This window comes from Azospirillum baldaniorum (assembly GCF_003119195.2).
GTDB lineage: Bacteria > Pseudomonadota > Alphaproteobacteria > Azospirillales > Azospirillaceae > Azospirillum > Azospirillum baldaniorum.
Window position 1 is genome coordinate 773980 of the sequence record NZ_CP022260.1, and the last position, 23763, is coordinate 797742.

Consider the following 23763-nt stretch of genomic DNA (forward strand, 5'->3'; position numbering starts at 1 on the left):
GCCCTGCCGCCTCCCCCAAATCGGACTGACTCCATGGACATCGCATCGCCCGCACCGGCTCCCGCTGCGCCGAAGCCCACGATCCTCATCGTGGACGACACGCCGGACAACCTGAAGCTGCTGAGCGGTCTGCTGAAGGAAAGCTACAAGGTGAAGGTCGCCAACAATGGGCGCAAGGCGTTGGAGATCGCCGCGGCGATCCCGACACCCGACCTGATCCTGCTGGACGTGGTGATGCCGGAAATGGATGGCTACGAGGTCTGCGCCACCTTGAAGGAAGCACCGGGGACCCGGAACATCCCGGTGATCTTCCTGACGGGCCGTGCCGACGAGGCCGACCGGGAGCGCGGCCTCGCCATGGGGGCCGTGGATTACATCGCCAAGCCGGTCGATCCTCCGACGGTGCTGCAACGGGTTGCCGCGCTCGTTCCGGTGCCCTGACCGCGGTCATCCGCCCGAGCCGCGCCCTGGCGAGCCGGCGTCACGCCGACGCTTCGGCCAGGGCGGACACCCGCCGCGGCATGCGGACGACGAAGCTGGCGCCGCCGCCGGACAGGCTTTCCACCTCGATGGTCCCCTGAAGAACCTGATGGACGAGGTTGAAGGCGATGTAGAGCCCAAGCCCGGGAAACTCGATGCCCCGGCGGGTGGTGAAGAAGGGATCGAACAGTTTGGGCAGATGCTCCGGATCGATCCCCCTGCCGTCGTCGGACAGGCGGAGTTCCACCCAATCCTCCTCCCGTGGCATCACCGACAGGGTCAAGCGCCCGCTCTGCCCCGGCCGGAAGGCGTGGGCCACGGCGTTTCGGATCAGGATGGACAGCACCTCCGACAGCGGGCCGGGATGGCTGTCGATGGTCAATCCGGCGGGGCAGGACACGGTAAGGCTGTGCCCAGCCTCGCGCAAATGCGGGTCCAGCCCGAACAGGGCGTCGGAGAGATAGTCCTTGAGATCGAACACCCGCCGTTCCGAGCCGGCGCGGTCCACCACCACCTGCTTGAAGCTCTGGATCAGGTTGGCGGTGCGCACGATGTTGGTGGTGACCAACAGCGTCCCTTCCCGCGCGTTCTCCAGGAAGCGGGCGAGGTCGGACTTGCGGATCGCCCCGTTCTGGAATTGCGACGCCAGCGATTCGACCAGCCCGGAAAGATGGGAGACCGCGGTCAGGGCCACGCCGATCGGCGTGTTGATCTCGTGCGCGACGCCGGACACCAGCAGGCCCAGGGCCGCCATCTTCTCCGTCTGGATCAGGTGCTGCTGCGTCTCCTCCAGCCGGCTGTGGGCGGCGCGCACCTCCTCGACGGTGGCCCGCAGCGAGTCGGCGGTGGCCTTCAAGGACAGGTGGTTCTTCACCCGCGCCAGGACGATGGGAGGGCTGATCGGCTTGCTGATGTAATCGACAGCGCCCAGGTCGAGCCCGAACTTCTCGTCCTCGACGGAGGTGCGCGCGGTGAGGAAGATCACCGGAACGTCGCGGGTCCGCGGATCGGCCTTCAGGCGGCGGCACACCTCGTATCCGTCCATGCTCGGCATCATGACGTCGAGCAGGATCAGATCCGGCGGCTGGTCGGAAAAGGCGATGCGCAGCGCGGCATCGCCGTTGTTCACGGTCTTGACCGTATAAATGGATTTCAGATGGCTGCTCAGCAGCGAAAGGTTGTCGGCGGTGTCATCCACGATGAGGATCGTCGCCTTCGTCGGTGCTCCCATATCCGCCCCTTCCTCTTGCGGCGGAAAGGGACGATCCGGCACTGCCCCCGATCAGGGCGCCGGCCACAACCAGTGCATCACCGGTTCGCAGAAACACCCTCGTCCGCCAAAGGGACATTACAACGCGATTTTTTATCGTCAAAGACAATTTATCGGTGCCATTCACTCCGGCAACAACCGTTTCAAATTATGTTCTGCCGGAAAAACAACTGCATTTTAAGCATCGCCCGAAATTACCAAACGCCACGTCCTGTCATGGGAACCGGCCGGTGCGCAGGGGCGTTTCCGTGTCCGCGTGCGGCGGCCGGGACGCGAAAAAGTGGTAGCCCGCCCTCACCCGTCAAACTGTCACAGACCACCCGTATAGTCCGTCCAACTTTGGAAATGCTTCGTGAATCCAGCCATGCCGACGCCGACACACGCCCGTACCACACCGTCTCTTCCCGTGCCCAAGCTGCATTGCGCCTGCTGCGGGCGTCCGTTCACCCGCGCATCCGGCCGCGGCCCCGCCCCGCTCTACTGCTCGGCCGACTGCCGGACGCAGATCCGCATCCGCCAGCGGGTGTGGTCGAGCCGGCCCGGCTACGCCGCAAGCGGCACGGCCAACCACCGGGACATCCATTTCGAGACGGCGCGCGCATCATGATGAAGCTGGTGATCCACGACCGCCATTCCGCCGCCGGGCTGATCCTGCCGGATGTCGGCCATATGCGCGACGTCGTGCGCGCCCTGCGCGGGCTGGACACGGTGGACAGCGCGTCGGTGCTTCTGGAGGTCTTCGCCCGGCGCTGCCTGGAGGCCGGCGTGGCCTTTGATTCGACGGACCCGCTGACCGCCTGCTCCTTCTGCACCCATCTGGTGGAGGTGGAGGTCCATGCCGAGAACGGGGCGGCGCCCGTCCAGTTCGTCCGGCTCTACGACCGCGACGCCGACGGCATCCTTTGCCGCCGCCATCACGGCACCCTGCACGCGGTGGCCCGGCAGTTGCGGTGCGAGGACGGCGTGCCCTTCCCCATCCTGCCGGCCATCGCCGCCAAAACGGCGGCTTTCACGACGGTGGCATTCAACGCCGCGATCCCGCCGCGCCCGCTCTGAGCAAGCGGACGCGGACGGAAGCACCAATCGTTATGGCGTGTGCCCGTTACGGCATGTACTGGCCGCCGTTGACGTCGAGAACCTGCCCGGTGATGTAGCCGCTGCAGGTGTGCGACGCGAAGAACAGGAAGGTCGGGGCGCACTCTTCCGGACGGCCGAAGCGGCCCATCGGGAAACCGGAGCCGATGCGGGCCTTGGTGTCCTCGTCCTTGTCGGCGTGGAAGGCTGTGTCGAAGGTGCCCGGCGAGACCATGTTGAAGCGGATGCCGTCCTTGGTGTGGAAGGCCACCCAGTTCTTCTGGATGTTGTGCAGCCACGCCTTGGCCGCGCCGTACAGGCCGGCGCCCGGACCGCCGCCGGTGTAGCCGGCGACCGAACCGACCGAGATCACCGAAGAGGTGGTGCCGTTCTGCGACGCCGCAGCCTTCAGGTGCGGCAGCGCGTGCTTGGTCACCATCAGTGCGGAGCGGGAGTTCAGGTCGGTCACCGCGTCGAAGAAGGCGTCGTCGATCTCCGGCAGCGGCTTGCGGGCGACCAGACCGCCCGCGTTGTTGATGAGCACGTCGATGCCGCCGAAGCGCTCGACGAAGGCCTCGACGAGCGTGCCGCACGCCGCGCTGTCCGACACGTCGGCCTGGAGGAAGACGACCTCGCCACCCAGCCCGTTCAGACGGGCCAGCGTGGCCTCCAGGTCCGCCGGAATGCGACGGCCGTTCATGGCGACCTTGGCGCCGGCGCGGGCGAACGCCTCCACCGCCGCGAGGCCGATGCCCTGCGTGGAACCGGTGATCAGAACGCGCTTGCCCTTCAGATCGTCAAACATTCCTTGCCTCTCGTGTCTTGGTGTCGTTTTGGCCCGGCTCAATCGGCCAGGCGAGGTTCCGGCAGTCCCTGGGCGCCGGGATCGAACATCAGGACGCGTCCGCCATGCGGGTCCTCGGCGAGGTCCGCCGGCCCGCGGCTGAGCGAGGTGACCAGCATCGTCCGCAGGTCCGGCCCGCCGAAGGCGCACATGGTCGGCTTGCGCATCGGCACCTCGATCCGGCGGTCGAGGTCGCCGTTCGGGGTGAAACGCTTGATGCAGCCCTCATCCAGGCAGCAGATCCAGTAGCAGCCGTCGATGTCCACCGCGGCGCCGTCGGGACGCCCGACCATCGCCCGCATGTCGACGAAGGGGCGGCGGTTGTCGGCGGTGCCGGTGTCCGTGTCATAGTCCCACGCCCAGACCATCCGCACGTCGCGGTGGCTGTCGGACGCGTAGAGGGTGCGCCCGTCCGGGCTGAAGGCGGACCCGTTGGGGATGATGTAGCCGCCGGTCCCCGTCTCGGTCAGCCCGTCGGCCCGCGTGAAGCGGTGCCACAGGCCGGAGGAGTCCCCCTTGCTGATGTCCATGACCATGCTGGACAACCAGAACCGCCCCTGCCGGTCGCAGCGCCCGTCGTTGAAGCGCATGCCCTCCTTGGGGAAGCGGTGGGTGGCGAGAGCGGTGACCACCGCCTCCCCGCCCTCGCCCGGCAGATCCACATCGAAGACGCCGGTCTCGCAGGCGCAGACCACGCCGCCGTCCGGACGCAGGACGAGGCTGCCGATCATCTCCGGCAGGGTCCAGCGGCGGTGGGCGCCGCTGGAGGGGTCGAGCCGATGGATGGTTCGCGCCGGGATGTCGATCCAGGTCCACGAGCCCCGCTCGGCGTCCCAGACCGGGTTCTCGCCGGTGCCGTTGCGCAGATCGGGATCGAAGACGGCTTCCAGGCCGATCTGGGTGACCGCAACGCCACGGGCGGTCATTTCGCGGACCCCACGGTTCCGGCGGCCGCGCCGTCCGCGGTCGGACCGTTGCCGCCGTTGCCCCGGAAGTAGCGCAGCAGCGGCAGCGCCAGGGTGATGACCGCGACGGTCAGCAGGCCGAGCGTGATCGGACGGGTGTAGAGGAAGTCCAGGCTGCCGCCCGACAGGGACAGGGCGCGGCGGAAGCTCGCCTCGGCCATCGGACCCATGATCAGGGCCAGGACGACCGGCGACGCCGGATAGTCCCAGCGCTGCATGAAGAAGCCGACCACGCCGACCGCCAGCATGATGCCCACGTCGAACATGCTGTTGTTGATGGCGTAGGCACCGACGACGCAGAGCGCCAGGATGAGCGGCGTCAGGATGGCGCGCGGCATCTCCAGCACCTTGCCCATCAGGCGCAGCGACGACAGGCCGATGATCAGCAGGGCCGCGTAGCAGAACAGCATGCCTGCGAACAGGGTGAACACCAGACCGGCGTGGTCCTTGAACAGCAGCGGACCGGGCTGGAGGCCCTGCATGGTCAGCGCACCCAGCATGACCGCGGTCACCGCGTCGCCGGGAATGCCGAGCGTCATCATCGGCAGCAGGTCGCCGCCGGTGCAGGCGTTGGCACCGGACTCGGCGGCCGCGACGCCCTTGATCTCGCCCTTGCCGAAATTCTCCGGATTCTTGGAGAAGCGCTTGGCCTCGTTGTAGGCGACGAAGGACGCGATGTCCGCACCGGCGCCGGGGATGATGCCGACGATGATGCCCAGACCCGACGAGCGGAGAATGGTGAAGATCAGGCCCTTGAAGACGCTCCAGGGCGGGATGATCCGGCCGATGTAGACCTTGACCTCGGCCCGCGTCTCCGGCTGGCCCAGCGACTTGAAGGCTTCCGACGCCGCGAACAGGCCGATCATCACCGGGATGAAGGGAACGTTCAGCAGCTCGTTGAAGCCACCGGTGAAGCGCGGGAAGCCGGCCATCGGATCGAGACCGACGGTGGACAGCAGAAGCCCGAGGAAGCCGGCGATCAGCCCCTTGACCAGGGAGTCGCCCGACACGCTGGTGATGATCGACAGGCCGAACACCGCGAGCGCAAAGGACTCGGCAGCGGAGAATTCCAGCGCGATGCCGGCCAGCAGCGGCGCCAGGAAGATCAGCATGAAGACGCTGAGGAAACCGCCGAAGCAGGAGGACAGCGTCGCCGTGCCGAGCGCGAGGCCGGCTTGGCCCTTCTGGCTCAGCGCGTAGCCGTCCATGGCGGTCGCGGCGGCGGCCGGGGTGCCGGGGATCTTGAGCAGGATCGCGGTGATCGAGCCGCCGAAGATGCCGCCGAAGAACACACCGCACAGCATCAGGATGGCCGAGACCGGGTCCATGCCGAAGGTGAAGGGCAGCAGGATCGCGACGCCCATGGTGGCCGTCAGGCCGGGCAGCACGCCGATGATGATGCCCAGCGTGACGCCGATCAGGGCGAGCAGAAGCGGCAGGGGTTCGCTGGCTAGGTTGGCGAAGCCCTGAAGGAGCATGTCGATTTCATACATCTTCCATCTCCTCGCTGACTAGAACTCGCCCGTTTCGAACAGGCTTCCGTCCGGCAGCGGGATCTGCAGGGCGTACAGGAACACCAGATAGAGGAAGGCCGTGACCGCCACCGCGATGATCGGGGCGCGGACCCAGCTGCGCATGCCCATGAGCCGCATCATGCCGATGAGGAACACCACCGTCGTGGGCAGGTAGCCGATGAGGGATAGCATGTAGATGTAGACCGCGGTCGCGACCACGCCGATGGCCACCCGGTGGAACCGGAACGCCTCGGCCGGGGCTTGCGGCTCCGCGGGTGCGACCGGGGCGCCGCGCTTGGGCAGCAGGCGGCCGATGACCAGGATCGCGCTCAGCACGAGCAGCGCACCCGCGTAAATGATCGGAAAACGGGCCGGACCGACATCGGTGTCGAGGCCGGCCATCGTCGGAAAACCGCCCGACACGACGATGGCCGCGACGGCGACGGCGGCGACCACGGCGCCGGCGAAGAGGTCGGCCGAACGCGGCGTTCCCGACCCCGGAGTTCCACCAGAGGAATGGCTCATTGGACGTCTCCACGCACGGGGCACGGGCGGTGGACGCCCGCGCCCCTGTCTTTCCTGATTACTTCGCCATTCCGAGCTTGGTCATCAGGTCCTTGAAGAAGGCGTTGTCCTTCTTGATCATCTCACCGAACTCGGGACCGTCGGCGTAGGCCAGGGTCAGGTTCATCTTGGTGAGGGTCTCCTTGAAGGCCGGCTCGTTGGCGGTCGCCTTGGACGCCTCGCGCAGCGTATCGACGACGGCCTGCGGGGTCTTCTTCGGAACGACGATGCCGCGCCAGGTGTAGACCGACAGGTCGATGCCCTTTTCCTTCACCGTCGGGACGTCGGGGAAGGCCGCCGAACGCTCGTCGCCCATGACGGCGAGAATGCGCAGCTTGCCGGCGGCGACGTGGTTCACGACCTCGGCCGGGCTGACGCTCACCGCCTCGATGTGGTTGCCGAGCAGGGCGGTCACCGCCGGGTTGGCGCCGTCATAGGGGATGTGGCTGAAGCTGGCGCCCGTCTTCTCCTGGAGCGCCGCCGCGGCGAGGTGCCAGATGGCGCCCGTGCCGGAGTTGCCGATGCGCACCTTGCCCGGGTTGGCCTTGGCGTTGGCCAGGAAGTCCTCGAAGGTCTTGAACGGCGAGTCGACGTTCACCGTGATGGCGCTCGGCTCGGCGTTCAGACGGGCGATCGGGGTGAAGTCGTCCGCGGTGAAGCGGGCGATGCCCATGTGCGGCAGCATGGTGAGTTCCACCGTGCCCATGCCGATGCGGTAGCCGTCCGCGCGGGCGGCCATGATCTCGGTCAGACCGACGGCGCCGGCGCCACCGGTCTTGTTCACCACGCCCATCGACTGGGGCAGGTGCTTCTTGGCCGCGTCGGCGTAGGCGCGGGCCACCAGATCGGTGCCGCCGCCCGCCGCGTAGGGGACGGTCAGCTCGATCGGCTTGGTCGGATAGCCGGCGGCCTGCGCGGCCACCATCATCGTGGCGGAGGTCAGCGCGCCGACGACGGCGCCGGTGAGGAAACGATAGCCCTTCATGAGCGTTCTCCCTGGAACTTTGCTTGTGGTGAGGAGGGGGAGGAAAAGGTCCGCGGCGCGTTCTGCGACCGGCCGCGGGATGGAGCGCTGTTGCCGTGGATCGGTCAGCGCGGGTTGAGGCGCCGCCACGCGGCGACGAAGGCGTCCGCCCGCACGCCGACCTCGGCGGCGGACAGGCCCGGCGCATACAGCGCGGACCCCAGCCCGAAGCCGGCCACGCCGGCCTCCAGGAACGGCGCCATGGTGTCCGGGGCGATGCCGCCCACGGGCAGCAGGCGGGTACCGGCGGGCAGGATGGCGCGCATCGCCTTGATGATGCGCGGGCCGACCAGCTCCGCCGGGAAGATCTTCAGGGCGTCGGCCCCGGCTGACAGCGCTGCGAAAGCTTCCGTCGGAGTGGCGATTCCGGGCAGGCTGACCAACCCCGCGGCCTTGGCGGCGCGGATCACCGCCGTGTCGGCGTGCGGCATGACGACCAGATCGGCGCCGATCTCCTTCAGCCGGGCCACCTGCTCCACCGCCAGGACCGTGCCGGCGCCGACCAGCGCGTCGCGCGGCAGCAGCCGGCGGACGGCGGCGATGCTCGTGAACGGATCGGGCGAGTTCAGCGGCACCTCGATCATGCGGAAACCGCTGTCGTAAAGCGTCTGCGCGACGCCCTCTGCCTCCGCGGGGGTCAGCCCGCGCAGGATGGCGACCAGCGGCAGGGCGGAAAAGGCGGCGTCGAAGCGGGCCTTCAGGGAATCATCCGACATGTTCGTCACTCCCCCGCCGGCGCGATCAGGCCGGCGGCAACGGCAAACTGGAAAAGCCCACGCGGGGCGGTGTTCTCAAGCCGGTCGGTGGGCTCGACGCCCAGCAGTTCCAGGCCGCGCACATAGCGGCGGCAGAGCGCGCCCTCGCCGATCAGCAGAAGCGGACGGCCCTCGTGCAGTTCGTTGCGCATGTGGCCGAGGCCGGAGACCAGCTCGTGGCCGATCAGCAGGCCGGACAGGTAATCCTTCAGAAGCTCCGCCGGCATGCGGCGGGTGATGCCGAGCGTGCGCGCGGCGAAGATCTGGTGCGTGAAGTCGCCCGGCCCGCTGGCCTGCGCCGCCCGCACGCCCTCGGCGAAGGCGGCGTCGGACTCGGCCTCCGCGGTGGCGGCGTCCGCCGGCATCAGCCGGCCGAGGATCGAGTGCTTGCACAGCACGGCGAAGGTCTCGCCGGTCATGTAGGTGGAGAAGCGGATCATGCGCCCGCCGACGATCTCCACCCATTTGGAATGAGTGCCGGGCAGCACCATGCAGGCGTCGCGACCCCAGTCGGGACGGTCGGCCAGCACGCCGGCGATCTGGATCTCCTCGCCGCGCAGGATGTCCGGCGGGCCGCTCGGCGGGTCGTAGAGGACGCCCGGCGCGATCAGGATGCGGGAGCCCGACGCGCTCTCCACCGGGATGGCCTGCGAGGCCAGGGTGGTCGTGTCGGCGGGGCAGCGGACATAGGGGGCCTCACGCCAGCCCTGGGCGCTGCCGACCATGCCGCCGGCCACCACCGGCAACCCCGGATGGGCGGCCATCCAGTCGCCGCACAAGTCGGCGAAGGCCTGCTCGAAGCCGGCGATGCCCGGCATCGGCAGGTTCTGGATACCGTGCGCGTTGGCGCGCTGGTCCAGCATCCGCCCGTCGCGGCCCATCAGGAAGCCGCGCAGGCTCGACGTTCCCCAGTCGAGGGCGATCAGCGATGCCCCGACGCCCGTTCGTCCCGTTTCCATCCCAAATCCTTTGAAATCGCGTCGGCGACCGCCCGGACCACGGGTCCAAGCTCCTCCATCCGTTCGTCCGGCATGTACGGCACGGCACTCGCCACGCTGATGGCGGCGACGACCTGGTTGCGGACGTCACGGATCGGCGCGCCGACGCAGCGGATGCCGATTTCGTTTTCTTCAAGGTCGAAGGACCAGCCGCGGTCCACATAGGCGGCTAGCCGGGATTCGAAGTCCGGCCAGGGCGCCAGCGGGGGCCGTTCCGGCGCCGCCGCGGTCAGGCGGAGCGCGTGTTCGTACAGCTCGGACCAGCGTTCGCGCGGCAGCCCGAGAAGAAGCGCCTTGCCCAGACCCGTGGAGGCCAGCGGCATGCGCAGGCCGATGCGCGACCGCATCTCCAGCCCGCGCGTGTTCGGAATCTTGTCGAGGTAGAAGACCTCCGCCCCTTCGACGACCCCGAGATGGACGGTGTCGCCGGTCTGGCGGGCCAGCTCCTCGATGTGCGGGCGGGCGATGGCGACCAGCGGGCGCTGCTCCAGCGCGCGCATGCCGAGCGCGATCAGCTTCGGCCCCAGCAGATAGCCCTTGTAGGGTACGTGATGCAGATAGCCGTCCTGGGTCAGGCTGTTGAGCATCCGGTGCGTGGTGCTGCGCGGCGTGCCCAGCCGGGCGGCGATGCCCTTCACGTCACCGATGCCCGCCGCCACGCATTCCAGGAGGGCGAGGCCGCGCATCAGCGTCTGGGTTCCGGATGCCTGCGGCTTCTCCGGCGACGCTTGTGCATCGAGCGGATTTGCTCCGATGCCGGCCATATCCTCCCTCCCGCGTTGTTGTCCGATATCTGGCATATCAGTTTCCACCACTTTATGAAGGCGTACGGAGTGTGTCAAATAAATAAATCATTGTCCATATAGTGAGACAATGACAGCGCAAGACAGCCTTGCCCCACGGTCCGGGCGGCCGTCTTGATCGGGGCGGCGCCCCTGCCCATCTGTTCCCTTGAGGCGACCGGGGCCGCGCATGGTGCGGGCCACACAGGCCGTCTTCCCGCGCCTTCGCAAAGGGCGGGAACCATAACGAACGGAGTGCCTGATGGACTTCGGTCTGTTCACCGACCGCGCGCGCGGCGTCATCCAGGCTGCGCAACTGGCGGCTCTCGCCGGACGCCACCAACAGCTCGTCCCCGAACATCTCGTGAAGGCCCTGGTCGAGGACGCCGATGGCGTGCCCGCCAAGCTGATCCGCGATGCCGGCGGCGACCCCGAGCTTTTGAAGACCGCCGCCGAGGAAACCCTCAACCGCCAGACCCGTGTGGATGGCGAAGGGCCGCACCCGATCTTCATGTCCCCGGCGCTCGCCGGCGTCCTCCAGAACGCCGTCGAAACGGCGCGGGGTGCCGGCGACAAGTTCGTCTCCCCCGAACGGCTTCTCGAATCGCTGGCCGCCCAGGGCGGCAGCACCCGCGCGCTGTTCCACCGCGCCGGTGTCGATCCCGCGGTGCTGGTCGAGGGCGTCGAGTCGCTGAGCAAGAACCGCCCGGCCGACCGGCAGGAGGATGCCCAGATGGGCGAGGCGCTCGCCAAATACGCCCGCGACCTGACGGAAGAAGCCCGGCAGGGCCGTCTCGACCCGGTGATTGGGCGCGACGACGAGATCCGGCGGACCATCCAGGTCCTGGCCCGGCGCACCAAGAACAACCCCGTCCTGATCGGCGAGCCCGGTGTGGGCAAGACCGCCGTGGTGGAAGGGCTGGCCCAGCGGCTGGCCTCCGGCGACGTGCCGGAGGGGCTGAAGGACCGGCGTGTTCTCGCGCTCGACCTCACCGCCCTGCTGGCCGGCGCCAAGTTCCGCGGCGACTTCGAGGAGCGGCTGAAGGCCGTCCTGTCCGAGGTGCAGCAGGCGGCTGGCCGCATCATCCTGTTCATCGACGAGCTGCACTCGCTGATCGGCGCCGGCCGCACGGACGGCGCGATGGACGCCGCCAACATGCTGAAGCCCGCGCTGGCGCGCGGCGAGCTGCGCTGCGTCGGCGCCACCACGCCGGACGAGTACCGCAAATACATCGAGAAGGACGCGGCGCTCGCCCGCCGCTTCCAGCCGGTGAACGTCAACGAACCATCCGACGAGGACGCCGTGTCGATCCTGCGCGGCATCAAGGGCAAGTACGAGGTGCACCACGGCGTGCGCATCGCCGACGCGGCGGTGGTCGCGGCGGTGCAGCTCTCCGCCCGCTATATCGCCGACCGTCGCCTGCCCGACAAGGCCATCGACCTCGTCGACGAGGCGGCCAGCCGCCTGCGCATGGCCATCGACAGCAAGCCGGAGGCGCTGGACGCCGTCGGCCGCCGCGTCGCCCAGTTGAAGATCGAGCGCGAGGCCTTGAAGTCCGAGCCGGACGCCGCGTCCCAGGAACGGCTGCACAAGCTGGAATCCGAACTCGCGGTGGACGAGGCGAAGCTGACCGCCATGGAAGAGGAATGGCGCGTCGGCCAGTCCCGCCGCACCGAGGGCCGCCGCCTGAAGGAGGAGCTGGACCAGGCCCGCACCAAGCTGGAGCACGCGCAGCGCGACGGCGACTGGGCTAAGGCCGGCGAGCTGGCCTACGGTGTCGTTCCCGACCTGGAGAAGCGTCTGGCCGAGGCGGAATCCCGCGCCAACGCCGAGCGGGAGGAGGTGACGGCGAAGGACATCGCCGCCGTGGTCACCCGCTGGACCGGCATCCCGGTGGACCGCATGCTGGACAGCGAGCGGCAGCGGCTGAAGGGCATGGAGGACCGGCTGGCCGAGCGCGTCGTCGGTCAGGCTGAAGCGGTGCGCGCCGTGTCCAAGGCGGTGCGCCGGGCGCGGGCCGGTCTGAAGGACCCGAACCGTCCCACCGGCTCCTTCCTGTTCCTCGGCCCGACCGGCGTCGGCAAGACGGAGCTGGCCAAGGCGCTGGCCGCCTTCCTGTTCGACGACGAGACCGCGGTCACCCGCGTCGACATGTCGGAATACATGGAGAAACACTCCGTTGCCCGCATGATCGGCTCGCCTCCGGGTTATGTCGGCTATGACGACGGCGGCACGCTGGCCGAGAAGATCCGGCGCCGGCCCTATCAGGTGGTCCTGCTGGACGAGGTGGAGAAGGCCCATCCGGACGTGCTGAACGTGCTGCTCCAGGCGCTCGACGACGGGCGGCTGACCGATGGGCAGGGCCGCACGGCGGACTTCCGCCACGCGATCCTGATCATGACGTCGAACCTGGGGGCGGACGCCCTGACGGCGCTCGGCGAGGACGACAGCCTGGAGGGCGCTCGGGTCGAGGTGATGGACGCGGTGCGCCGCGCCTTCCGGCCGGAGTTCCTGAACCGGCTGGACGACGTGCTGATCTTCCGCCGGCTGGGGCGCGAGCAGATGGCCCACATCGTGGACATCCAGCTTGCCCGTGTCGCCGACCGTCTGGCGGAGCGTGGCCTGTCGCTGACCGCCGACGACGCGGCCCGCGCCCGTCTCGCCGACCTCGGGTGGGACCCGGCCTTCGGCGCCCGTCCGCTTAAGCGGGCGGTGCAGAATCTGGTGGAGGACCCGATCGCCGAGCGGCTGCTCGACGGCGAGGTGGACGAGCGCTCGACCCTGCACCTGTCGGCGCGGGACGGCCGCCTGACCCTGGACGGGGTTCCCGTCGAGGAGGACCGCGCCACCGGCTTCAAGGCCCCGGAACGCCCGCCGCTGGGCTTCGCCCTGACGGGCAGCGGCGGACGCAGCGCCGCGGTCCACTGACCGGCAGCGCCGGCCCCCTCCCCGGCCCTCCCCCGCGAACGCAGGGGAGGGTTAGGGAGAGGGCCAGCGGTGGCGGAATTCCAACTCCCGCTCCAGGAAGCGGGCACAGCGCAGCAGCCGGTCCTCCTCATAGGGGCGGGCGATCAGCTGCAGGCCGATGGGCAGTCCGTCCGCGGTCCAGCCGCAGGGGATCGACAGGCAGGGGAAACCGATCAGCGACACCGTGTAGGTGATCGCCAGATAGTCGATGATGGTGGACAGGCGGAAACCGTTGATCTCAGTCACGTCGCCCTGGGCGTTGGGGAAAGGCGGTACGCTGGCGCTCAGCGTCATCAGGATGTCGTGGTCGCGGAAGAAGGCGGCGAAGCGGCGGTAGAGGGCGCTGCGCTGGGCCTCCGCCCGCAAATAGTCGGCGGCGCTCAGCCCCTTGCCCCGCGCGATGTTCCAGGCGACCGACGGGCTCAGCCGGTCGCCATCCTGTTCCAGCGTCCGGCCGTAGGTGTGGAAGATGTGCGCGGCGCGCAGCGTGCCGAAGGCGGCGCCGGCCTCCCGGCAGTCGGGCGTTGCCTCCACGAAATCCCCGAAGCGGCCCTCCAGCCCGCGCATCACCGCCTCGAACCGCTCGGCCAGCCCGAGGTCGATCAGGGCGGAGCCGAGGTCCGTGCTCCAGGCAACCCGCAGCGACAGCGGGTCGAGGGCGTCGAGGTCCGGCACCGTCCATTCCGGCACGGGAAGGGAGGTCGGGTCGCGCGGGTCCGGTCCGCTGACCGCGGCCAGGGCCAGCGCGGCGTCGGCGATGTCGCGGGCGAGGAAGCCCTGCGTCGCCAGCCCGTCCCAGGCCAGCGCGCGGCCCGGGCTGGGGATGCGTCCCGGCGTCGGGCGCAGCCCCACCACCCCGCAGAAGCTGGCCGGCGTGCGCACCGAGCCGCCGAAGTCCGTTCCCTGGGCCAGCGGCACCAGCCCTGCGGCCACCGCGGCGGCGCTGCCGCCGCTCGACCCGCCACTGGTCTTGTCGAGGTCGTAGGGGTTGGCGGTCGGCCCGCACAGCTCGTTGCCGGTGATGGCGCCGAAGCCGAACTCCGGCGTGTTGGTCTTGCCGACGATGATGGCGCCCGCCGCCTTCAGCCGGGCGACGCTGAGGTCGTCGGTGTCGGGGATCAGGTCGGCGTAGAGGGTGGAGCCGTAGGTTGTGCGCAACCCCGCCGTCAGCGTCAGGTCCTTGACGCCCACCGGCACGCCGTGCAGCGGGCCGAGCGGCGCCCCCGCCTCGACCCGACGGTCGGCGGCCTCGGCTGCGGCCAACGCGGCGTCGGGGGCCACGGTGATGAAGGACTTGAGCCCGCCGTCCAGGGCCGCGATGCGTTCCAGGCTCGCCGCCACGAGGTCGCGCGCCCGGAAGCGGCGGTTGCGCACGCCCTCCGCCATCTCGGCGGCGCTGAGGCGGAACAGGTCGGGTGTGCTCATGGGCACGCTCTCATGGGGCAGGGTCTCCGGTTGCGGGGGGCCGAGTTTAGAACGGCAGGACCGGGGCCGGCGAGCCCTTGGGCCGCGCCAGGGCGGGCAGGCCGCAGGGCAGGAATTCGCCGCGCCCCGGCTCGGCCAGCAAGGTACCGTCGCGGCAGATCACCTCGCCACGGGACAGCGTGACGACCGGCCAGCCGGTGACCTCGATCCCTTCATAGGGCGTGTAGTCGACATTGTGGTGCAGGATGCCGTTGGTGATGGTGACCTTGCGGGACGGGTCCCACAAGGCGATGTCGGCGTCCGCCCCCACGGCGATGGTGCCCTTGCGCGGGTGCAGGCCGTACATGCGGGCGGGGTTGGCGGCGGTCAGCTCGACGAACTTGGTCAGCTCCATCCGGCCCTTCATCACGCCCTCGGAGAACAGCAGCGGCAGGCGCGTCTCCACGCCGGGAATGCCGTTGGGGACGCAGCGGAAGGGCGCCTGTTCGCCATGAACCTTCTTGCCGCCCGGCCCGTCGAAGCGGAAGGGCGCGTGGTCGGAGGAGAAGACCTGGAAGGCGCCGCCGGTCAGCCCGTCCCAGATCACCTTCTGGTTCGCGGCGTCGCGCGGTGGCGGCGAGCAGATGCACTTGGCCCCCTCGAACCCCTCACCGCCCAGATCGTCGGCGGTCAGGAACAGGTATTGCGGGCAGGTCTCGGCGTAGATGCGCAGGCCGCGCCCCTGCGCCCAACGGATCTGCTCCACCGCGTCGGCGCCGGAGACATGGACGATCAGGATCGGCACGTCCACCAGCTCCGCCAGGGAGATGGCGCGGTGGGTGGCCTCGCGCTCCGCCACGCGGGGGCGGGAGACGCCGTGGAAGAAGGGGGCGGTCTGGCCAGCGCGCTCCAGCTTCTCGGTCAGCCAGGCGATGCAGTCCGCGTTCTCCGCGTGCATCATGACCATGGCGCCCTCGGAGCGGGCGATGTCCAGCACCTCCAGGATCTGGCGGTCGTTCAGCTTCAGCGCGTCGTAGGTCATGTAGATCTTGAAGGACGTGTAGCCCTCGCGGATCAGCGCCGGCAGTTCCTGGCCCAGCACCTGCTCGGTGGGGTCGGTGACGATGAGGTGGAAGGCGTAGTCGATCAATGGCTTCCCGGCGGCTCGGCGGTGGTAGTCGTCCACCGCGGCGCGCAGCGTCTTGCCCTTCTCCTGACAGGCGAAGGGCAGCACGGTCGTGGTGCCGCCGAAGGCGGCGGAGCGGGTGCCGGTCAGGAAATCGTCGGCCATGACGGAGTCATCGCCGGTCGGCTGGTCGAAATGGACGTGGCCGTCGACCCCGCCCGGCAGGACAAGCAGGCCGGCGGCGTCGATCTCCTCCCGCCCGGCGGCCAGCCCCTCGCCGAGCGCGGCGATCCGCCCGCCGCGCACGCCGACGTCGGCCTTGAACACGTCCGACGCGGTGGCGACCGTGCCGTTGCGGATGACCAGATCGAAGTTCATCGTCGTTTCTCCCATCGTGACGCACTTGCCCCACCCCGGCCCTCCCCCGCTGAGCGGGGGAGGGCCGGGGTGGGGGCAATACTCCCCTCAGCCATGCAACTCGCGGAACAGGCTGCCCCAGCCCTCGACGCGGCGGGTGTCCACACCGGTCATGCGCAACGCCTTCCACACCACCGTGGACACCGTGTCGTAGACGGGGATGCCCAGCGCCTTCTCCATGCGCTCCGCCACTGGGGCGCCGCGCATGTTGGTGCAGATGATGGCGATGGCCTCCGGCTTCGCCTCCGCGACCTCCATGCACATCCGCTCGATGGTCTCCTCGGTCACCTCGGAGAAGGAGAAGTTGCCGCGGTCGTTCAGATGCCGCTCCGCCACCACCTCGAAGCCGGCGGCGTTGTAGTTGGCGACCATCTTCTCCTGGATCTCGTGCAGATAGGGGCTGACGATGGCGAAGCGCTTGCGCCCGGTCGTCTCCAGAATCTCGTTCAGGGCGAGCATGGAGGTGCAGGCGGGAATGCCCGTCTCCGCTTCGATGGAGGCGCACAGCTTCTCGTCGGCCGCAAAGCCCAGCCAGCCGGCCGAGGTGCCGTTCCAGCCGATCACGTTCAGCCGGGCGTCGGCCAGCAGCCGGGCGGCGTCCAGGAAGGGCGCGTCGGTGAACTGGTCCAGCGCCGCCGCGCGCAGGGAAATCTCCTTCACCGTGAAGCGCCCGAAATGGGCGGTCACCTCCGGCAGACCGCTCAGCATCGCGGAGGTGATGGGCTCCAGCACCGTGTTGGAGGACGGGGTCAGCATGCCCAGAAGGACGCGGTTGCTCATATCCATGGTTCTTTCGGTCAGGCGCGCGCCCACAGCGCGCGGGCGGCCTTGTCGGCCTCGGTGCAGATCTCGTTCAGGTCGGCGCGGACGGGGCGCCCGTCCTCGACCAGCGTTTCGCCGTCCACCAGCACCATCTCCACGTCGCGCCCCTGCGCGGTGTGGACGAGCGTGCCGAGCGGGTTCATCAGCGGGCGGAGATGCGGGCGGCGGGTGTCGAAGACGACGAGGTCGGCCTTCTTGCCCAGGGCCAGAGTGCCGATCTCGTCGGCCATGCCGACCGCCTGCGCACCGCCCAAGGTCGCCATGCGGAAGACGTCGGCGGGCTGCCAGGCGGCGGTGACCCCACCCTGCTGGATGCGCGCGGTGGCGAGCGCCCAGCGCATCGCCTCCACCATGTCGCCGTGCTGCGTGTCGGTGCACAGCGCCAGATTGACGCCCGCCTCCTTCAGCTTCGGCGTCGGCGCCAGCCGGCCCGATGCGGCGTTGCATTTCGGCACATGGACCGCGTGCGCCCCGGCGCGGGCGAGGCGGGCGATGTCGGCGTTCTCCACATAGAGGCAGTGGGTGGCGAGCAGCCGGTCGTTCATCAGCCCGCACTCGTCCAGCAGTTCCGCCGGGGTCAGGCCGGTGGACGCCTTCACCCGCTCCACCTCCACCCGGCTCTGCGCCAGATGGGTGTTCACGTGCATGGAGCGCTTCGCGGACTCGTCGGCGAGGGTGCGCAGGAAGGCGGGGGAGCAGGTGTCCGGCGCGTGGGCGGCCATCTGCACGCGGATGCGCCCATTGTTGGCGCCGTTCCAGCGGTCGTGCAGGTCCAGCGTCCGCAGCAGCAGGTCGCTGCCGATGGCTGCGTCGAAGCGCCATTCGCCCTGGGCCACGCGGGCGAAATCCACGTCGTGGACGCGCCAGCTCGCATGGACGCGCAGCCCGAGGTCGGCGATGGCGTCCAGCGTCGCGTCGGCGTGGACGAAATGGTCGCAGATCAGCGTGGAGCCGGCGAGCAGCGCCTCCACCGCGCCCAGCCGGGCCAGCGCGCGGGCCTCCTCCGGCGTGGCGTCGGTGCCCTTGGGCACACCCGGCGTGTAGGAGGGGGCGAAGCCGAGATCGGCGGCGACGCCGCGCACCATGACCAGGACGGCGTGCAGGTGCGCGTTGACGAAGCCCGGCGTGACCACCCGCTCCGGCAGATGCCGGACCTCGGCGGCGGCGGGAAGCCCCTGCGATGCCGGGGCGAGATGGACGATGCGCCCGTCGCGGATGCCGATGGCGGCATCGTCCACGACGCTGCCGACGGCCTCCCCGGTCAGGGCGGTGACGCCGGTCAGCAGCAGGTCGAGCCGGCCGGTCACGCGACGGCGGCCTGCCGTTGCTGCATGCCCTCCTCACGGATCAGGTTGAGGATGTGGCGCTTGTGGTCGTTGAAGCGCGGTCCGGTGGTGTCGCGCGGGCGCGGCAGGTCGAGCGCGATCAGCTCGCGGATGCGGCCCGGACGGCTGGTCATCACGGCGACGCGGGTGCCGAGCACCAGCGCCTCGTCCACGCTGTGGGTGACGAAGACGACGGTGCAGCGCTGCTTCTGCCAGATGGCGACCAGCTCCTCCTGCATGTCCATCTTGGTCTGGGCGTCGAGCGCCGCGAAGGGCTCGTCCATCAGGATGACCTGCGGGTTGAGCAGCAGGGCGCGGGCGATGCCGACGCGCTGGCTCATGCCGCCCGACAGCTCCGCCGGGAAGTGGTTCTCAAAGCCGCGCAGGCCGACCATGTCGATGTATTCCTGGGCGGCGTCGCGCCGGTCGGCCTTGCGCCAGCCCTTCAGCCGCAGGTGGAAGGCGACGTTCTCCCACACCGGCAGCCAGGGCATCAGGTTGGCCTGCTGGAAGACCATGCCGCGGTCGGCGCCGGGGCCGTCCACCGGCTTGCCGCCCACCGTCACGGTGCCCCCGGTCGGCTTCTCGAAGCCGGCGATCATGTTCAGCAGCGTGGACTTGCCGCAGCCCGACGAGCCGAGCAGGCAAAGGAACTCGTTCTTCTCCACCGACAGGCTGACGTTGTCGATGGCCAGCAGGTCGCGCTTGCGCTTGGCGTCGCGGAAGATCTTGGTGATGTTCTGAAGGTCGATGGAAGCCATCGCTCAGCCCTCCCGGCTCTGGAGCGTGGAGCCGTGCTGCCAGTGCAGCGCGGCGGACATCAGGACTTTGATGAGCGCGTCGGTCGCGTAGCCGAGCAGGCCGATGCTGGCCATGGCGGCGAGCACGAGGTCGTAGCGCAGGAAGTAGTAGCTGTCCCACAGCACGTAGCCGAGGCCGCTCTTCACCGCGACCATCTCCGCCGTCACCGTCAGCATCCAGGCGGCGCCGATGCCGATGCGCAGGCCGGCGAAGATGCTGGGCAGGGCCGCCGGGAACACGACGTGGCGCAGCAGCTGCTGCTCCGTGGCGCCCATCATCGAGGCGGCGCGGATCAGGTTGCGGTCGGCGGTCTTCACCCCGTGGATGGTGTTCATCAGGATCGGGAAGAAGGCGCCGAGGAAGACCAGGAAGATGGCCGGCTTGTTGGCGATGCCGAACCAGATGATCGCCAGCGGGATCCACGACACCGGCGGCACCGGGCGGAGCATCTGGATGGTCGGCTCCACCGTCCGCTCGACCCAGCGCCACCAGCCGATGGCGATGCCCAGCAACACGCCGCTGACCACCGCGATGCCGTAGCCGGCGGCGACGCGTGTGGCGCTGGACAGGGCATCGGCGACCCAGCGGCCGGTGTTGCCCTGCGAGGTCTCGTCGAAGCCGAAGATCCAGTCGCCCCAGGTGTGCAGAACCACCGACGGGGCCGGCAGCAGGGCCGCCGGCAGGAATCCGGACCGGGAGAACACCTCCCAGGCGGCGAGGATGAAGAGGGGAACAACGGCGCGCTCCCAGGATTTCGACAATGCCGTCATGGCCCGGTTTTCCCTATCCCGTCATGTTCATAGCCCTCTCCCCTCCGGGGAGAGGGTGGCCCGTAGGGCCGGTGAGGGGGGGGTGCGCATGGCGGAACGTCCGGCATAAGCGCAACCCCCTCACCCTGACCCTCTCCCCGGAGGGGAGAGGGGAAATTCTTAGAAGCCCAGCTCGCTCTTCGGCTTCTTGGTGACGGCTTCGAGGAACGTGTAATCCAGGTTCTTCTCCGCGGCGGCGGTGACGTCGTTGGAGATGTATTTCAGCTCGCGCATCATCGTGGCGATGGCCAGCGTGCTGTCCTTGTGGATGGCGTAATCCGGGGAGGCGTTCTTCAGCGCCTCGGTGGCGACGGCCTTGTCCATGCCGGTGTATTTGTTGATGACGTCCACCCACACGGTCTGGTCGGACTTCAGCTTGTCGACCAGGGCGACGACCGAGCCGACGGTGGCCTCGACCGCCTTCGGATGCTCCTTGATGACGTCGGAGCGGGTGACGATCAGGTTGGTCAGGTTGCCGGCGGCCTGGTCATAGGGCAGCGCGAAATGCGTGCCGACGCCGGTCTGGCGGATCTGGGAGGCGAAGGGTTCCACCGTGCAGATCACGTCGACCTCGCCGCGCTGGAGGGCGGCGGCGTGGTCGGACGGGTTCGGGATGTTGATGAACTGCACGTCCTTGTTGACGTTGATGCCGTGCTTCTGGAGGGCGCCACGCATGTGGATGTCCTGCGCGTTGCCGCGGGACGCCGCGACGCGCAGCGGCTCGCCCTTCTCCTTGCGCTCGGCGATCAGCTTTTTCAGCCCGTCCCAATCATCGGCCTTCAGGGTGATGCCCTTGCCGACGACGATCTCCGACCCACCGTTCACCTGACCGGACACGGCCACCACGTCGAAGCCCTTATCGAGCGCTGTGATGTAGTGTAGGTAGGTCACCTGGGCCATGTCGATGCTCTTCGACACCAGCGCGGTCAGCACGTCGTTGCCGGAATTGAAGTTGATCGCCTCGATCTCCACGCCCTTGGCAAGTTCCGGGGTCAGCGCCATCGGCAGGCAATGGGCGCATTTGGCGAAGCCCAGCTTCAGCTTCTCCGCGTCGGCCGCCTGAGCGGTGGCAGCGGCGGAGAGGGCGAGGAAGGCGGCGGTGACGGTCGTCAGGGTGAGGGACCGGAACGTCATGAAAGGAGTGCTCCCGATGCGGTTGCGTCCCTCATCCTTTCGCAAGGCCCGTGCCAAATTGTATACAATATTATAATCGTCAATTTATTGGCTGTTTTCAGCCGTTTAGAGCATAGTGGAAGAAGCTGGCCGCAAGGAAGCGCGTTTGCCTGAATTTTGGGCACAGCGCATCATTTCGGCATGCATGCCCAAGTATGCAGCACTTTCGGGGGTGGTGGGTCAGGATGGACAGGATCAAGACCATGAAGGCGCCGGCCCGGCCGATCCGCCGCGCGACGCTGCATCATTCCGCGGTGGAGGAACTGCGCGCGATGATCCTGGACGGGGAGTTGCCGCCGGGCATCCGCGTGCCGGAGGTTCAACTGTGCGAACAGTTGGGGATTTCCCGCACGCCGCTGCGCGAGGCGCTGCGGGTCCTGTCATCGGAAGGGCTGGTGGAGCTTCGTCCGCACCGCGGAGCCATTGTCGCCCCGGTGGACCCCGGCGAGATCGGCGCGATCTTCGAAGTGATGGACGCGCTGGAGCGGCTGGCCGGGACGCTCGCCTGCCGCAACGGCTCCGACGCGGAGTTCGCAAAGCTCGACCGGATGCACAACCAGCTGGTCACCCAACACGAAGCGGGGGAGCGCGCGGCCTATTTCCTGACCAACCGGCAGATCCACACCCAGATCGTCGCCATGGCCCGCAACCCGGCGCTGGAGGCGACCTACGCCGGCTTCGCCGCAAAGATCCTGCGCGCCCGCTCCCTCGCCAATTACGACACGGGCCGCTGGCAGGAGTCGGTGGACGAGCATGAAGGCTTCATGAAGGCGTTCCGCCGCCGCGATGCCGAGGAGGCTGGCGCCCTGCTGGCCGACCACAGCCGCCGCACTGCGGTGGCGGTCATCCAGGCTCTGCGCCCTGCGACGGCTCAAGAGGAAAAGGCGGCGGCCGGGGCCGAGCCGATGGACGCGGGATGATTCGTTCGATTAGGGCTTGAATTATGCTGCGGTGCGGAATATATTAGTTTCACTGACGCCTTATTGGGCGTTTCCTCCCTAGACTCGGGCCGCCGGAGCAATCCTGGCGGCCTTTTTCTTTGCGCGGCGCATCCATGGCTTTGCGCATTGCAAAAAGAAAAATCCGCAATGTCCGGTGGAAAGCGAGGTCCTGAAAGTGAAACACGCTGCCGCCGTCAAAGCCCTGCGGGGGTGCAAGGGCTTGAGGCATGCAGCGTGTTGCATTGTGTGCGCGCCTTTGTTTTTGTGCGGCGCGCTCCTGCTTTCACGGACTACCGAGTCCTCCCTAGACTCCGGCCTGACGCTGTTCGCAGCGCTACGAAAGATAGACCATACGTACCCGCATGATGTCAATGGGCACGGTGGCCGGAGGAGTATATTTTTCAGCCTATGACCTTGCGCCGGAGCCCGTAAGTTCCACGCGAATCGGGACATGACCGCCTGCCATCGTAGGGCTTGGCCGATCGCAGCGCGTACCATCGCCGCCTTGGTTCACGTCATGCCCGCCGGGCATCGGAACCGACATAGCGGAGGAAACACCATGGCCGACGAACGGAACCCGAACCAGATGGGCAGCCAGAACGAGCGGAAGCAGGGGCAGCAGACCCAGGACAATCCGAAGAACCGGCAGCAGGGGCAGGACCAGGCGAACCGGCAGCAGCAGGACATGGACCGCGACCAGGACGAGAAGGGCGGGCAGCAGCGCTGACCGCGCATCGCGGCGAGGCGGGACATGATGTCCCGTCTTCCGCGATGGGTTTGCGGCGTGCTGGTTTTTTCGGCATACACTGGGGCGGCCGGCCGGCCGCCCCTTTTCGTGTAGGCGGTCCGGCTTCCGCTGGGAGGAGAGAGGACGGACCATGACCTACTGCGTCGCCCTGTATCTGAAGGACGGCTTGGTGATGCTGTCGGACACGCGCACCAACGCGGGGGTGGACCACATCTCCATCTTCAGCAAGATGCACGTCTTCGAAGAGCCCGGCGACCGCATGATCGCCCTGATGACCGCCGGCAACCTGTCGCTCACCCAGTCGGTGATCGCGCTGATTCAGGAGGGGGTGGAGCTGGACGGCGAGATCCGGACCATCTCCAGCGTGAACGGCATGTTCCAGGCCGCCCAACTCGTCGGCGCCGCCGTCCGTCAGGTGTGGAAGCGGGACGGCCACGCGCTGAAGGAGCAGCGGGTGGATTTCGACCTGTCCATCATCCTGGGCGGCCAGATCCGCGGGGACCGGGTGCGGCTGTTCCATGTCTACGCCGCCGGCAATTTCATCGAGGCGACCGCCGACAACGCCTTCTTCCAGATCGGCGAGCACAAGTACGGCAAACCGATCCTCGACCGGGCGCTGAATCACAACACGCCGATCGAAGAGGGGATGAAGCTGGTGCTGATTTCCATGGACAGCACGCTGCGCTCCAACCTGACGGTCGGACTTCCGCTCGACCTGATCGCCTACCGCCGCGATTCCCTGAAGCTGGAGACGAAGCGGCGGATCGGCGAGGACGATCCCTGCTTCAAGGAGATCAGCGACGGCTGGTCCCAGGCGCTCCGCGAGGCGTTCCGCTCCCTGCCACCACCGCGCTGGGCCGACTGAGGGAAGCGGGCCCGACATCGGGCGGGCGATGCACGGGCCACTGCCCACCCGTCGGGCAGCATGGCCAAGGCCAAGGCGCAGCTGAAATTTTAGG

Annotated in this window: 22 protein-coding genes and 1 pseudogene; 7 read left to right on the plus strand and 16 right to left on the minus strand. The window is 68.5% G+C overall.

The window, feature by feature from the left end:
• Window positions 1–33: 33 nt before the first annotated feature.
• Window positions 34–417: pseudogene (locus Sp245p_RS30005) on the plus strand (response regulator); the annotation flags it as partial.
• A 64-nt stretch (window positions 418–481) separates the two neighbouring features.
• On the opposite strand, the gene Sp245p_RS30010 reads toward Sp245p_RS30005, so the two are convergent.
• The gene (locus Sp245p_RS30010; RefSeq protein ID WP_014241790.1) at window positions 482–1711 is read right to left on the minus strand and encodes a sensor histidine kinase; all 1230 of its coding nucleotides are present in this window, start codon (window positions 1709–1711) and stop codon (window positions 482–484) included.
• A gap of 403 nt (window positions 1712–2114) precedes the next feature.
• Here Sp245p_RS30010 and Sp245p_RS30015 point away from each other — a divergent pair, with 403 nt between their 5' ends.
• Window positions 2115–2357: a hypothetical protein gene (locus Sp245p_RS30015; RefSeq protein WP_129557261.1), complete on the plus strand. Its 243-nt coding sequence runs from the start codon at window positions 2115–2117 to the stop codon at window positions 2355–2357.
• Window positions 2354–2806: a hypothetical protein gene (locus tag Sp245p_RS30020; protein ID WP_014241793.1), complete on the plus strand. Its 453-nt coding sequence runs from the start codon at window positions 2354–2356 to the stop codon at window positions 2804–2806. The genes Sp245p_RS30015 and Sp245p_RS30020 overlap by 4 nt, the downstream gene beginning before the upstream one ends.
• Before the next feature lie 46 nt (window positions 2807–2852).
• Here Sp245p_RS30020 and Sp245p_RS30025 read toward each other — a convergent pair whose 3' ends face one another.
• From Sp245p_RS30025 to Sp245p_RS30060, 8 genes are all read right to left on the minus strand, one after another.
• Window positions 2853–3629: an SDR family NAD(P)-dependent oxidoreductase gene (locus Sp245p_RS30025; RefSeq protein WP_014241794.1), complete on the minus strand. Its 777-nt coding sequence runs from the start codon at window positions 3627–3629 to the stop codon at window positions 2853–2855.
• 38 nt (window positions 3630–3667) lie between these two features.
• Entirely contained in the window at window positions 3668–4594 is a 927-nt protein-coding gene (locus Sp245p_RS30030; RefSeq protein ID WP_014241795.1) for an SMP-30/gluconolactonase/LRE family protein, read from the minus strand.
• The gene (locus Sp245p_RS30035) at window positions 4591–6126 is read right to left on the minus strand and encodes a tripartite tricarboxylate transporter permease (protein ID WP_014241796.1); all 1536 of its coding nucleotides are present in this window, start codon (window positions 6124–6126) and stop codon (window positions 4591–4593) included. Before Sp245p_RS30035 ends, Sp245p_RS30030 begins: the two co-directional genes overlap by 4 nt.
• An 18-nt stretch (window positions 6127–6144) precedes the next feature.
• On the minus strand, window positions 6145–6672 hold the full coding sequence (locus Sp245p_RS30040; RefSeq protein WP_014241797.1) for a tripartite tricarboxylate transporter TctB family protein: 528 nt from the start codon (window positions 6670–6672) through the stop codon (window positions 6145–6147).
• Window positions 6673–6730: 58 nt separating this feature from the next.
• The gene (locus tag Sp245p_RS30045) at window positions 6731–7696 is read right to left on the minus strand and encodes a Bug family tripartite tricarboxylate transporter substrate binding protein (protein ID WP_109139173.1); all 966 of its coding nucleotides are present in this window, start codon (window positions 7694–7696) and stop codon (window positions 6731–6733) included.
• 104 nt (window positions 7697–7800) lie between these two features.
• Window positions 7801–8451: a 2-dehydro-3-deoxy-6-phosphogalactonate aldolase gene (locus tag Sp245p_RS30050; RefSeq protein ID WP_040136536.1), complete on the minus strand. Its 651-nt coding sequence runs from the start codon at window positions 8449–8451 to the stop codon at window positions 7801–7803.
• A gap of 5 nt (window positions 8452–8456) precedes the next feature.
• Complete coding sequence (locus tag Sp245p_RS30055) at window positions 8457–9449, minus strand: 2-dehydro-3-deoxygalactonokinase (RefSeq protein WP_109139174.1); 993 nt, start codon at window positions 9447–9449, stop codon at window positions 8457–8459.
• The gene (locus tag Sp245p_RS30060; RefSeq protein ID WP_014241801.1) at window positions 9413–10252 is read right to left on the minus strand and encodes an IclR family transcriptional regulator; all 840 of its coding nucleotides are present in this window, start codon (window positions 10250–10252) and stop codon (window positions 9413–9415) included. Before Sp245p_RS30060 ends, Sp245p_RS30055 begins: the two co-directional genes overlap by 37 nt.
• A gap of 280 nt (window positions 10253–10532) precedes the next feature.
• Between Sp245p_RS30060 and clpB the strand changes: the two genes are divergently transcribed.
• The gene (gene clpB / locus Sp245p_RS30065) at window positions 10533–13199 is read left to right on the plus strand and encodes an ATP-dependent chaperone ClpB (protein WP_014241803.1); all 2667 of its coding nucleotides are present in this window, start codon (window positions 10533–10535) and stop codon (window positions 13197–13199) included.
• A 51-nt stretch (window positions 13200–13250) separates the two neighbouring features.
• Here the strand turns inward: clpB and Sp245p_RS30070 are convergent, their stop codons facing one another.
• The 7 genes from Sp245p_RS30070 to Sp245p_RS30100 form a co-directional block, all read right to left on the minus strand.
• On the minus strand, window positions 13251–14663 hold the full coding sequence (locus tag Sp245p_RS30070; RefSeq protein ID WP_014241804.1) for an amidase: 1413 nt from the start codon (window positions 14661–14663) through the stop codon (window positions 13251–13253).
• Between the two features lie 46 nt (window positions 14664–14709).
• Window positions 14710–16146, minus strand: coding sequence for a dihydropyrimidinase (gene hydA / locus Sp245p_RS30075; RefSeq protein WP_014241805.1), 1437 nt, complete (start codon window positions 16144–16146; stop codon window positions 14710–14712).
• Between the two features lie 87 nt (window positions 16147–16233).
• Complete coding sequence (locus tag Sp245p_RS30080) at window positions 16234–16965, minus strand: maleate cis-trans isomerase family protein (protein WP_014241806.1); 732 nt, start codon at window positions 16963–16965, stop codon at window positions 16234–16236.
• Between the two features lie 17 nt (window positions 16966–16982).
• A complete protein-coding gene (locus Sp245p_RS30085; protein ID WP_014241807.1) occupies window positions 16983–18314 on the minus strand; it encodes an amidohydrolase family protein in 1332 nt (443 codons plus the stop codon).
• Window positions 18311–19093 carry an ABC transporter ATP-binding protein gene (locus Sp245p_RS30090; protein ID WP_014241808.1) on the minus strand — a complete coding sequence of 261 codons (783 nt, stop codon included), beginning with the start codon at window positions 19091–19093 and terminating at the stop codon, window positions 18311–18313. Before Sp245p_RS30090 ends, Sp245p_RS30085 begins: the two co-directional genes overlap by 4 nt.
• Window positions 19094–19096: 3 nt before the next feature.
• Window positions 19097–19903 carry an ABC transporter permease gene (locus tag Sp245p_RS30095; RefSeq protein ID WP_014241809.1) on the minus strand — a complete coding sequence of 269 codons (807 nt, stop codon included), beginning with the start codon at window positions 19901–19903 and terminating at the stop codon, window positions 19097–19099.
• Between the two features lie 159 nt (window positions 19904–20062).
• Window positions 20063–21076 carry an ABC transporter substrate-binding protein gene (locus tag Sp245p_RS30100; RefSeq protein WP_014241810.1) on the minus strand — a complete coding sequence of 338 codons (1014 nt, stop codon included), beginning with the start codon at window positions 21074–21076 and terminating at the stop codon, window positions 20063–20065.
• A 224-nt stretch (window positions 21077–21300) separates the two neighbouring features.
• Between Sp245p_RS30100 and Sp245p_RS30105 the strand changes: the two genes are divergently transcribed.
• The 3 genes from Sp245p_RS30105 (at window position 21301) to Sp245p_RS30110 (ending at window position 23669) form a co-directional block, all read left to right on the plus strand.
• A complete protein-coding gene (locus tag Sp245p_RS30105) occupies window positions 21301–22035 on the plus strand; it encodes a GntR family transcriptional regulator (RefSeq protein WP_244439511.1) in 735 nt (244 codons plus the stop codon).
• Between the two features lie 580 nt (window positions 22036–22615).
• On the plus strand, window positions 22616–22783 hold the full coding sequence (locus Sp245p_RS35230) for a hypothetical protein (RefSeq protein WP_014241814.1): 168 nt from the start codon (window positions 22616–22618) through the stop codon (window positions 22781–22783).
• 151 nt (window positions 22784–22934) lie between these two features.
• Window positions 22935–23669, plus strand: coding sequence for a proteasome-type protease (locus Sp245p_RS30110; protein WP_014241815.1), 735 nt, complete (start codon window positions 22935–22937; stop codon window positions 23667–23669).
• Window positions 23670–23763 lie beyond the last annotated feature (94 nt).